Consider the following 10,455-nt stretch of genomic DNA (forward strand, 5'->3'; position numbering starts at 1 on the left):
GAGGGGTGACCTCCCTCCATGACCTGCTCTCCCGCGGCTTCGCGTCCGACAACTACTCCGGCATTCACCCGGAGATTCTCGACGCCATCGTGCGGGCAAACGGCGCCCACCAGATCGCCTACGGCGACGACGTCTACACCGCCGAACTGCAGCGTGTTTTCACGCGGCACTTCGGCGAGGGCGTGGAGGCGTTCCCGGTGTTCAACGGCACCGGCGCCAACGTCACCGGGCTGCAGTCGATGCTGCCGCGCTGGGGAGCGGTGATCTGCGCGAGCACCGCGCACATCCACACCGACGAGGGCGGCGCCCCCGAGCGGGTCGGCGGCCTCAAGCTGCTGCCGATCGAGACGCCGGACGGCAAGCTCACCCCCGCCCTGATCGACCAGGAGGCCTGGGGCTGGGGCGACGAGCACCGTGCCCAGCCGCTCGTGGTGTCGATCACCCAGACCACCGAGCTGGGCACCCTGTACACGCCGGCCGAGGTGCGCGCCATCGCCGACCACGCGCACGCCAACGGCATGCTGCTGCACATGGACGGTGCCCGCATCTCCAACGCCGCGGCCGCCCTCGGGGTGCCGTTCCGGGAGTTCACCAGCGACGCCGGCGTCGACGTGCTCAGCTTCGGCGGCACCAAGAACGGCATGATGCTCGGCGAGTGCATCGTGGTGCTCAACCCGCACAGCTCCACCGGTTTGAAGTACCTGCGCAAGCTCAACATGCAGCTGTCCTCGAAGATGCGCTTCATCTCGGCTCAGCTGATCGCACTGCTCGACGGCGACCTGTGGCTGCGCAACGCCGACCATGCCAACGCCATGGCCGCTCGCCTGCGCGGTGCGCTCGAGGAGGGCCTGGCGGATGGCTCGGTGACCGGGCTCTCGTTCAGCCAGCCCACCCAGGCCAACGCGATCTTCGCCGTGCTGCCCGCCGGTGTGGCCGACAAGGTGCGCGAGTTCTACAGGTTCTATGACTGGAACCCGGCCACCGGCGAGGTGCGCTGGATGTGCGGCTTCGACACCACCCCCGACGATGTCGACGATTTTGTCGCCGCCCTGAAGAAGGAACTGATCAGCGCATGAACGTCTTCACGAACAAGCCCTGGTTGAGCTCCTACGCGGCGGGCGTGCCCAACACGATCAAGGACCCCACCGAGACCCTCGTCGACATGATCGAGGGCTCCACCCGCCGGTTCGCTGACAAGGTGGCGCTGGACTTCTTCGGCGGCACCATGACCTACGGGCAGTTGGGCGACGAGATCTCCCGGGTGGCCAACGGCCTGCGCCGGCTCGGCGTCAAGCCCGGCGACAGGGTGGCGCTGGTGCTGCCGAACTGTCCGCAGCACATCGTCGCGTTCTACGCCGTGCTGCGGCTCGGCGCGATCGTGGTGGAGCACAACCCGCTCTACACCGAACGTGAACTGCGGCACCAGTTCGAGGACCACGGGGCCAGCGTTGCCATCGTCTGGGACAAGGTCTACTCCATGGTGCGCGGCTTCCCCCGCGACATGGGCCTGCACACTGTCGTGGCCGTGGACGTCACCCGGTCGATGCCGCTGGCCACCCGGCTGGCGTTGCGCCTGCCGATCCCCAAGTCCCGCACCGCCCGCGCCGCCCTCACCGTGGCCCAGCCGCTCAAGGACGCCATCGAATGGAGCGCCCTGGTGGGTTCCCGCCGGCTGCGCACCGCGCATCCGCGCCCGCTGCTCGGCGACACCGCCGTGCTGCAGTACACCAGCGGCACCACCGGTTCGCCCAAGGGCGCGATCCTCACGCACTTCAACCTGCAGGCCAACGCGCAGCAGAGCGAGGCCTGGGTGCCCGGCCTCGAGCGCGGCAACGAGGTCTTCTACGGCGTCCTGCCGATGTTCCACGCCTACGGCCTCACCCTCTGCCTCACCGTCGCCATGTCGATCGGCGCCCGTCTGGTGCTCTTCCCCAAGTTCGACGAGGGGCTGGTGCTGAACGCCGTCAAGCGCACCCCGCCCACCTTCCTGCCCGCGGTGCCGCCGATCTACGACCGCCTGGTGAAGGCGGCCGCCAAGCAGAACATCAGCCTGCGCGGCACCAAGTACGCCATCTCGGGTGCGATGAGCCTGCCCCTGGCCACTGTCGAACTGTGGGAGTCCGCCACGGACGGCCTGCTGGTGGAGGGCTACGGCATGACCGAATGCTCCCCCATCGCGGTGGGCAACCCGATGGGCCCGAGCCGGCGCCCCGGCACCGTGGGGGTGCCGTTCCCCAGCACCGAGATCCGGGTGGTCGACCCCGCCGACCCCGCCGTCGACCGCGGGTTCGACGAGGAGGGCGAACTGCTGATCCGCGGGCCGCAGGTGTTCTCCGGCTACTGGGACCGCCCCACCGAGACCGCTCAGACGCTGCTGCCGGATGGCTGGCTGCGCACCGGTGACATCGTCACGGTGTCCCCGGACGGTTTTGTCACCATCGTGGACCGCATCAAGGAACTGATCATCACCGGCGGGTTCAACGTGTCGCCGTCCGAGGTGGAGGCGGCCCTGCTCTCACACCCCGACGTCGCCGACGCCGCCGTGGTGGGCCTGAAGAGCGCGCACGGCGGCGAGGATGTCGTGGCCGCCGTGGTGCTCATCGCCGGCGCCACCCTCGACGTGGCCGGCTTGCGGGAGTACTGCCGCACTCGCATCTCCGCCTACAAGGTGCCCCGCAGCATCGTCGAGGTCGACGACCTGCCCCGCTCGCTGATCGGCAAGGTCCTGCGCCGCACCGTGCGCGACAACCTCGAAGCGGCGGCGGAGCACACCGCCTGACCGGCAGCATCCGAGACCGCACCAAAGATGCGGATGCATGGAATAACTGGGCCCGCACCGCGTTGACCCAGACTGGGACGATGATGCCCCGCGCCAATTGATAGACACGCACGAGAGAAAGCCGGGCATCATGACCCTCATTACCGACACCCACAGCCGCGCCGCCGACACGACGGCGCCGATCCTCCCGGCGATGGCCGAGCGCTGGAGCCCCCGCGGCTTCGACCCGACCGCCGTGATCGACGAAGACACCCTCACCACGGTGCTCGAGGCCGCCCGCTGGGCGCCGTCCGGCAACAACAACCAGCCGGCCCGATTTATCGTCGCCCGCCGCGGGTCCGCGAGCTTCGCCAAGATCCACGCGAACCTCAAGGGCTTCAACCAGGCCTGGGCGGATAAGGCCTCCGTGCTGATCCTCAACATCGCCGAGGGTGACAACCCCTGGGCTCAGTACGACCTCGGCCAGGCCGTCGCGCACCTCACCATCCAGGCTCAGCACGAAGGCCTGTTCAGCCACCAGCTCGGCGGCATCGACCGCAAGGCGCTGGCCGAAGCGTTCCGCCTCAAGGCCGACCAGGATGCCGTCACCGTGACGGTGCTGGGTGTGCTCGGCGATGCCGAGGCCCTCAGCCCCGAGCTGCTCGAGCGTGAGATCGCTCCGCGCACCCGCAAGCCCCTCACCGAGATCCTGCTCGTCAACGACTAAGCATCCGCCCCGTCGCGGCACCATCCCGCCGAGTTGCCGCACATTTCCCTGTGGGGCGCCCCGAAAGGGACTTCTGCCGCAACTCGCGGGTGTCGACGCCGCATGATGGATGTGACCGGGCCGCCAATGGGCCGGAAGTGGCGAGTCGTGCGGCAGGCATCTCACCGAGTTGCGTCATTGCGCCCCTTTGGCTGTACTGAAGGGGGAATCCGCCGCAACTCGCGGGGCCCGCAAGTCCCGCGGGCGCACACACGAACGCCCCCTCGCATCGAGCGAGGGGGCGTTCGTCATGTGCGGTGGGGCTACGGGCGCAGCAGCACCTTGATGGCGCGGCGCTCGTCCATGGCGGAGTAGGCCAGCGCCACCTCGGACAGCGGCAGCTGCAGGTCGAAGACCCGGCCGGGGTTGATCGCCCCGCTGAGCACCTCGGGCAGCAGTTCCTCAACATAGCCGCGCACGGATGCGACACCGCCGTTCACACCCACGTTGCGGCCGAAGAGGGCCTTGATCGGCAGCTCGGCGCCGCCGTTGGGCACGCCGACGTAGCCGACCATGCCGCCGGGCCGGGTCGAGCGGATCGCCTGGTCCATCGACTCCTCGGTGCCCACGCACTCGAGCACGCAGTCGGCGCCGACGCCGTCGAACATCTCCTGGATGCGCTCGACACCGGCGTCTCCCCGCTCCTCGACGATGTCGGTGGCGCCGAACTCGCGGGCCACGGCCTGCCGGTCGGCGTGCCGTGACATGGCCACGATGCGGGAGGCGCCGAGGCGCTTGGCGGCGATGATCGCACAGAGGCCCACGGCCCCGTCGCCGACCACCACGACGGTGCTGCCGACGGTGACGCCGGCCGAGACGGCGGCGTGGTGGCCGGTGCCCATCACATCGGCGAGGGTCAGCAGGCCCGGCACCTGGGCATCCGTGGGCTGCTCGGGGGTGGCGACGAGCGAACCGTCGGCGTGCGGAACCCGCACGCGTTCGCCCTGGGCGCCGTCGGCGAAGCCGCCGAGCTGGTCGTCCGAGCCCCACCAGCCGCCGTTGAGGCAGGAGGTGCTGACGCCGTTGCGGCAGTTGACGCAGGTGTTGTCGCAGTCGTAGAACGGGGCGATGACGAAGTCGCCGACGTTGATGGTGGTGACGTCCGGACCGATCTCGTCGACGATGCCGACGAACTCGTGGCCGATCCGGTGCGGCTCGTCGGTGGGGGTCACGCCGCGGTACGGCCAGAGGTCCGACCCGCAGACGCAGGCCGCCACCACCCGCACGATGGCGTCACCGCCGGTGGAGAGGACGGGGTTGGGAACTTCATCGAGTCGGACATCCCGCTCGCCGTAAATAACTGTTGCACGCATCAGAAAACCCTACCCCTCAGCCCGCGAACCGTGAGTTAAGCCCCAGAAACGGCCGAGTTCAGGTGCTTAGCTCACGGTTCGCGGGAGGCGGGTTCGAGGACCACGACGGCCGTTTCGGTGGGGCGGCGGCTGGCGAACCCGTCGAGGTCCTTGTCCACCGACCGCCAGCGGTCCCACAGCCGGGAGCGTTCCAGTCCGGTCGCGGCGTGCGCGACAACGCGGCGCGACCCGTCGGCGAGTTGGACCTGGCACAGCGGGTGCGCCTGCAGGTTCAGCCACCACGCGGGCTCGGCTTCACCCCAGCCGTTCATCGCCAGGGTCACCAGGTTCGGGCCGTCCTCCAGATAGCCCACGATCACGGACCGTTCCTGGCCGCTGCGGCGACCTGTGGTGGTCAGCCGCAACGCACCCCACCGCTGGGCCGGGCGCGCCACAGGCCACGTCGGCCGCCGGTCACCCGGAACACGGCCCTGTGCACCTTCCAAGCCAGCACGACAAACCAGCGCGGCGGCAAGCGGGGGGTCGTCATGACGGTTGCATCCTCTCGGTCGGTCAGAACGGAACTGTCAGCGCGACTGTACAACCGTTCCGCCCACCCGCCCCGGCCCGACCCTGACCCTCCCCGGTACAGTGGTCCGATGCAGGCGAAACAGGCGGAGCAGACCGGTGCCGGCTATTGGGTGTCGCAGATTGCTGTGAGCGCGTTTGCGGCGATCGTCGCACCGACGTGCGGCATCGTTCTGTTCATCGTCGACGAGCCCGGCAAGGGCGTCATGCTGTTCCTGATCGGGATCATGTTCCTGGCCTGCCTGGTCTGGCTGGTCCGTGCCTACCGCCGGATGTCGAAGACCCAACGTGCCGTCTACGCGTGGGCGATCACCCAACAGCACGGTACGAACGACCAGCCAGGCGTCGGCTCGGATTTCGAGATGATGGCGTGCGCAGATAAGGCCTCGAAGGGCCGGCTCACTCGCCACGAGCTGCTGCACCTGGCGGCCAGACGACCCGAGAACCCGTATCCCGGCACGATGCCGCCGGCAGAGGAACTCCCCCAGCGACACGAGTGAAGCCCCGCCCAGCCCGCGGCCACGCCCCCAGTAGTCTGTGAACACTGCGCCGCGCGCACCGGGGGGAGGAGACGCATCGTGAGTATGGGGAACGTCTCGGTGTCCAGCACGGCTCGGCGACGCATCCGCACGTTCTCCGTGTGGATTTGGGTGTGGGGCGCCTTGGTTCTATTCGTCGGGGCACTGAACACCTATGCCGACGTCGGGATCGGCGAGGAGGGCCTCGCAATCCTCGGCGACGGGGAGAACCCGTGGGACGTCGACGAGCCGCCCGTTTTCGAACCGGACGGCACCACGTACTCGGGCGCGGGCAGCGGCCTGATCCGCATTCCCCTCGAGGACCACAATCAGGACCCCTACCTCGTGCGGCTCGTCTCGGGCGACTATCTCGACCTTTACGTCACCGGGGTCGAGGATCTCGACCAGCCCGCCGATGACCGTGGCTACCCCGAGAACGTCGCGTACTTCTACGACCCCGACGATGAAGCCCTCGTCCTCCCTCCCGCCGGAGACCTCGAACTGTGGGTGCGTACCGACGACCCGTGGGAGTTCACTCTGCAAAAAGCCGAGGTCGACGAGATCACCGACGGGTTCGCCAGCGGCGAGGGCAATGACTTCCTCGTCTACCGCGGCGATGCGGTCAGCGCACGCTTCGTGCACAAGGGCGAGGGGGTGTTCTACGTGACCATCCAGACCATCGGCGAGCGGTCAGACCGGCCCATCATCGAGTCCGGCGATGTCGATCAACGCCTGTCCTGGGACCCCACCGACGCCGTCTACATCTCCATCGAGGCCGATGACGCCCGGGGCGCCTGGTCGGTCGACATCGACGAGCTGGCGCCGGATGACCCCGAACCCGCCGAATCCCCGGCCGAATCCCCGAGAGGAACGCCATGAGTTTCGCCCAGACGCTCGACCAGGCCTTCAAGGCCCGTCTGCCGCTGTTGTACATCGAGACCAGCGAGGAGGTGCGTGCCCTCGAGGAGGTGACCCGCGCCGCCCAGGCGCTGCGGCGACCGCGCGAGGTGTGGACGTGGACCAGCGCTACCGGGCTGATCGGCCCCGACGGCAAGGGCATCAACAACACGACCACACCCGCCAGGGCGCTCGACCACATCGTCGGCATCCCCGAGAACGCCGTCTTCGTGTTCTGCGACCTGCACGCCTACTTCGGCACCGAGCAACGCCCCGGCGACCCCGTCATCATCCGCAAGGTGCGCGAGACGGTTCTCGAGCTGCGCCACGCGGATGCCGCCCGCGCGCTGGTCGTGACGGCTCCGGTGCGGTGCATCCCCCCTGAGCTCGACAAGCTCGCGCACCTGCTTGAGTTCCCGTTGCCGAACACCGTCGAGCTGCGCACGATGCTCGACACCATGATCGAGAACAACGCCTCGGGCAGCGGCCGGATCACGGTGCGGGCCGATGAGAAAACTCTCGAGGCCCTCGTGCAGGCCGCGCGCGGCCTGACGATGTCCGAAGCCGAGAACGCTTTCGCTCGTGCGATGGTCGACGACGGCCAGCTCACTGCCGGCGACATCACCGTGGTGCTCGACGAGAAACGCCAGATCGTCAGCAAGTCCGGACTGCTCGACTTCGTCACCAAGGCCCTCGACCTCGACTCCGTCGGCGGCCTGAACAACCTCAAACGCTGGCTGTCCAGGCGCGACGGCTCCTGGCTGGCCGAAGCCGAGGAGTTCGGCCTGCCGGCCCCGAAGGGGGTGCTCATCACCGGCGTGCCCGGCTGTGGAAAGTCCCTCACCGCCAAGGCGATGGCCGCGTCGTGGGGTCTGCCGCTGCTCCGGCTCGACATCGGCCGGATCTTCTCCGGACTCGTCGGTTCCTCGGAGCAGAACCTCCGCACCGCCCTGGCCACCGCGGAGGCCGTCGCCCCGTGCATCCTCTGGGTCGATGAGATCGAAAAGGGCTTCTCGAACACCACGGGCACCGGCGACTCCGGCACCACCGCTCGCGTTTTCGGCTACTTCCTCACCTGGATGCAGGAGAAGCAGCATCCGGTGTTCGTCGTCGCCACGGCCAACAACATCGACTCGCTGCCGCCGGAGTTCATGCGCAAGGGCCGATTCGACGAGATCTTCTTCGTCGACCTGCCCACCGCCGTGGAGCGGCGCGCCATCTGGACCATCCAGCTCGCCTCGAACGCCACCCGCGGCAACGGGCTCGCGGCCATCGGCACCGCCGACGTCGACAAGCTCGTCGCCGACAGCGAGAACTACTCCGGCGCCGAGATCGAACAGGCCGTGATCGTGGCGCTTTACGAGGCCTTCGCGGAACGCCGGCCGGCGACCCTGCACGACCTCACCGAGGCGATCACCAACATGATCCCGCTGGCCGTGACCCAGTCGGAGGAGGTGCAGGCCATCCGCGCCTGGGCCGAGGTGCGCGCCGTGCGGGCGACCGGCAGTGAAGACATCGACCCTCACGAAGACGCGCTGGTCGGTGCCGGCGACACGAGCGGTGCGGGGCTCTCCAGCCGCCGCGGCGGACGCACCGTTGACTTCTAACCGTTTGTGAACAGGACACCCCCATGACAGACAAGCAGCTCATCGTGCAGGTCCGGCCCGACGGCACCGTGCACGCCGAAACCCTCGGCATGTACGGCAACGAATGCCTGGACTACATCGCCGTGCTCGAGAACATGCTCGAGGCTGAGACGACCGCGTCGTCCTTCACGGATGCGTATGCGCAGGTGGCCGCAGAGCAGGAGACGACGGCGCAGAACTGGGACGGCACCCGGTGACCCTGCTCGCTTCGGTGTTGGGCACGTCCCTGTTAGGTACGGTCGAGCCGGTCGCCAAGCCGGGCACCGACCTGCGCTGGTCGCGGTTCCTGGCCGCGACGGCCGCCGAAGGTCCGGGCCTCCGCTCGGCGCTGTGGGTGCAGGGCTGCAGCGTGCACTGCCCCGGCTGCTTCAACCCGCAGCTCTGGGCCGAGGTCGGCGGCACGGTCGAGAACACGACGCAGCTCGCCGAGCGTTTTGTGGCGGATGCGGTCAGCGCCGGCGTTGAGGGAATCACCCTTCTCGGCGGCGAACCCTTCGATCAGGCCGACGCACTCGGGTCGGTCGCGGAGGCCTTCCGCGCTGCCGGGCTGACCGTGATGACCTTCTCCGGTTACCCCCTCGACCTGCTCACCGGATGGTCGACGACCCGGCCGGACATCGCCCGGCTCCTCGCGGCCACCGACCTGCTCGTCGACGGACCGTACCTCCGTGACCGGCCCGACGCCGTGCGCCCCTGGCTCGGGTCGACCAACCAGGGCATCCGCGCGCTCACCCCGGCGTACGCCGACGAGGTCGCCCGGATCGAACTGGAGGGCGGGCTCGACCGGCTCGAAATCCGCATCCGCCCCGACGGCCAGATCGACGTGAACGGCTGGGCCGACGACGCGGCCCTCGAAGAACTCTTGCACGACCTCGGTCCCCGCCAGGACCGGCCCCGAACGAAAGCGAGACTCGCATGAGTGTCACCCTGATCCTCCTCCCCCTCGCGCTGGCCGCAGCCGCGGCAGCGGGTGGCGTCGGCGCGATCGGCGCGGCCGTGACGGCGAAGGGCGGCAATGCCGACGAGCACGCCCGCCCGGAGATCCGGGTGCGCACCCGGATGAAGGACAGCACACTGCTCACCGACGCCCTGACGAATCTCGGCGCCACGGCCATCGACGTGTCACGCACGCGCGTCACCGCCGAGGTCGACGGTGTCTCGCTGACCATGACCCTCACCGAGGATGCGGTCTGGGAGGCTCATGTGGAGGGCCTCGACGGCCGGGACGTCACCGTCGTGAGTGCGACCGAACTCCTGCAGCGACTCGACACCGAGTATGCCGGGATGGTGCAGCAGGCCGTCGCCGAGAAGATTCGTGCTCGAGCTGAAGGCTCGGGCTTCGAACTCGTCTCGGAGACCCGGGAGGCGGATGACACCGTGACCATGGTGCTCAACGTCCGCGCGGGAGCATAACGAACCGATGACGAACGCCCCCAGTCGCACGCGCGGCGCACCGGTCACGGCCACCGCGACCGGACCGTCGCTCCGTTGGCGCTTCGGCGCGAGCGCGTGGCTGCTGCTCCTGCTGGTCGGCGGCGGCGCACTCGCCTGGCTGGCTTTCGGGATACTCGCCATCATCGCCCGTCGTCGCTCCTGGGGGATCTTCGCCGGGATCTATGCGGTGGCCGCGATCGCCGTTCTGGTGCCGGAGGACCCTGCGGGGCACATCGCCGCGGGAACGCTGTACCTAGTGGTCTTGCTGCACGGCCTGATCATCAACCAGGGCTGGCTTGTGCTCCTCTGGGAGCGCAACGAAAACGGTCTCACGATACTCGGCAACCCCCGCGGCGGCGCAGCGCGGAGGAATGCGCCAAACGGTGCGACGCAGCGCGCGGCGGCGCTGCCGAAGGAAGCGGAGCGGCTCCTCGGCGGCGGCGGCACGTCGAGGTCCGACTACGTCGACGATTCCGCGGCCCCGCCGTCGGCGCCGCGCCGGCGCCGGTCCACGCGCGCCCAGCGACGCGCGGATGCCGACGCGGCGGCGCGCGCC

The 10,455-nt window shown here is 69.1% G+C and carries 13 protein-coding genes; 10 read left to right on the plus strand and 3 right to left on the minus strand.

All coding sequences use genetic code 11. The annotated features are described in order from the left end of the window. The first annotated feature begins 5 nt into the window (after positions 1-5). From CXY76_RS10190 to CXY76_RS10200, 3 genes are all read left to right on the plus strand, one after another. Positions 6-1,076: a low specificity L-threonine aldolase gene (locus tag CXY76_RS10190; RefSeq protein ID WP_233199689.1), complete on the plus strand. Its 1,071-nt coding sequence runs from the start codon at positions 6-8 to the stop codon at positions 1,074-1,076. Next, entirely contained in the window at positions 1,073-2,779 is a 1,707-nt protein-coding gene (locus tag CXY76_RS10195; protein WP_104164118.1) for a long-chain-fatty-acid--CoA ligase, read from the plus strand. Before CXY76_RS10190 ends, CXY76_RS10195 begins: the two co-directional genes overlap by 4 nt. 130 nt (positions 2,780-2,909) lie before the next feature. Next, positions 2,910-3,485: a nitroreductase family protein gene (locus tag CXY76_RS10200; protein WP_104164119.1), complete on the plus strand. Its 576-nt coding sequence runs from the start codon at positions 2,910-2,912 to the stop codon at positions 3,483-3,485. Between the two features lie 302 nt (positions 3,486-3,787). Here the strand turns inward: CXY76_RS10200 and CXY76_RS10205 are convergent, their stop codons facing one another. The 3 genes from CXY76_RS10205 to CXY76_RS19750 form a co-directional block, all read right to left on the minus strand. Beyond that, positions 3,788-4,837 (minus strand): zinc-dependent alcohol dehydrogenase family protein, encoded by a 1,050-nt coding sequence (locus CXY76_RS10205; protein WP_104164120.1) that lies wholly within the window; start codon positions 4,835-4,837, stop codon positions 3,788-3,790. 71 nt (positions 4,838-4,908) lie between these two features. After that, positions 4,909-5,196 (minus strand): nitroreductase/quinone reductase family protein, encoded by a 288-nt coding sequence (locus CXY76_RS19680; protein ID WP_233199690.1) that lies wholly within the window; start codon positions 5,194-5,196, stop codon positions 4,909-4,911. 35 nt (positions 5,197-5,231) lie between these two features. Further along, complete coding sequence (locus CXY76_RS19750) at positions 5,232-5,366, minus strand: hypothetical protein (RefSeq protein WP_255408473.1); 135 nt, start codon at positions 5,364-5,366, stop codon at positions 5,232-5,234. Between the two features lie 109 nt (positions 5,367-5,475). Between CXY76_RS19750 and CXY76_RS10215 the strand changes: the two genes are divergently transcribed. The 7 genes from CXY76_RS10215 to CXY76_RS10245 form a co-directional block, all read left to right on the plus strand. Beyond that, positions 5,476-5,904, plus strand: a complete 429-nt coding sequence (locus CXY76_RS10215) for a hypothetical protein (RefSeq protein ID WP_104164121.1) — start codon at positions 5,476-5,478, stop codon at positions 5,902-5,904. 78 nt (positions 5,905-5,982) lie between these two features. After that, entirely contained in the window at positions 5,983-6,801 is an 819-nt protein-coding gene (locus CXY76_RS10220; protein WP_146073424.1) for a hypothetical protein, read from the plus strand. Next, positions 6,798-8,426, plus strand: a complete 1,629-nt coding sequence (locus CXY76_RS10225) for an AAA family ATPase (protein WP_104164123.1) — start codon at positions 6,798-6,800, stop codon at positions 8,424-8,426. The genes CXY76_RS10220 and CXY76_RS10225 overlap by 4 nt, the downstream gene beginning before the upstream one ends. Positions 8,427-8,449: 23 nt before the next feature. Beyond that, on the plus strand, positions 8,450-8,662 hold the full coding sequence (locus CXY76_RS10230) for a DUF2997 domain-containing protein (protein ID WP_104164124.1): 213 nt from the start codon (positions 8,450-8,452) through the stop codon (positions 8,660-8,662). Beyond that, positions 8,659-9,384, plus strand: a complete 726-nt coding sequence (locus tag CXY76_RS10235) for a 4Fe-4S single cluster domain-containing protein (RefSeq protein ID WP_104164125.1) — start codon at positions 8,659-8,661, stop codon at positions 9,382-9,384. Before CXY76_RS10230 ends, CXY76_RS10235 begins: the two co-directional genes overlap by 4 nt. Then, positions 9,381-9,878 carry a hypothetical protein gene (locus CXY76_RS10240; RefSeq protein WP_104164126.1) on the plus strand — a complete coding sequence of 166 codons (498 nt, stop codon included), beginning with the start codon at positions 9,381-9,383 and terminating at the stop codon, positions 9,876-9,878. Before CXY76_RS10235 ends, CXY76_RS10240 begins: the two co-directional genes overlap by 4 nt. A gap of 7 nt (positions 9,879-9,885) precedes the next feature. Next, a partial coding sequence (locus CXY76_RS10245; RefSeq protein WP_146073425.1) for a hypothetical protein occupies positions 9,886-10,455 on the plus strand: 570 nt, incomplete at its 3' end.

Source organism: Cryobacterium sp. N22, assembly GCF_002929555.1.
Taxonomy (GTDB): domain Bacteria; phylum Actinomycetota; class Actinomycetes; order Actinomycetales; family Microbacteriaceae; genus Cryobacterium.

Bases quoted from the DNA above. Each gene is read 5' to 3' on its own strand.
- CXY76_RS10195 (WP_104164118.1), top strand. From the start codon at position 1,073: ATGAACGTCTTCACGAACAAGCCCTGGTTGAGCTCCTACGCGGCGGGC.
- CXY76_RS10200 (WP_104164119.1), top strand. From the start codon at position 2,910: ATGACCCTCATTACCGACACCCACAGCCGCGCCGCCGACACGACGGCG.
- CXY76_RS10205 (WP_104164120.1), bottom strand. From the start codon at position 4,837: ATGCGTGCAACAGTTATTTACGGCGAGCGGGATGTCCGACTCGATGAA.
- CXY76_RS19750 (WP_255408473.1), bottom strand. From the start codon at position 5,366: ATGACGACCCCCCGCTTGCCGCCGCGCTGGTTTGTCGTGCTGGCTTGG.
- CXY76_RS10215 (WP_104164121.1), top strand. From the start codon at position 5,476: ATGCAGGCGAAACAGGCGGAGCAGACCGGTGCCGGCTATTGGGTGTCG.
- CXY76_RS10225 (WP_104164123.1), top strand. From the start codon at position 6,798: ATGAGTTTCGCCCAGACGCTCGACCAGGCCTTCAAGGCCCGTCTGCCG.
- CXY76_RS10230 (WP_104164124.1), top strand. From the start codon at position 8,450: ATGACAGACAAGCAGCTCATCGTGCAGGTCCGGCCCGACGGCACCGTG.
- CXY76_RS10240 (WP_104164126.1), top strand. From the start codon at position 9,381: ATGAGTGTCACCCTGATCCTCCTCCCCCTCGCGCTGGCCGCAGCCGCG.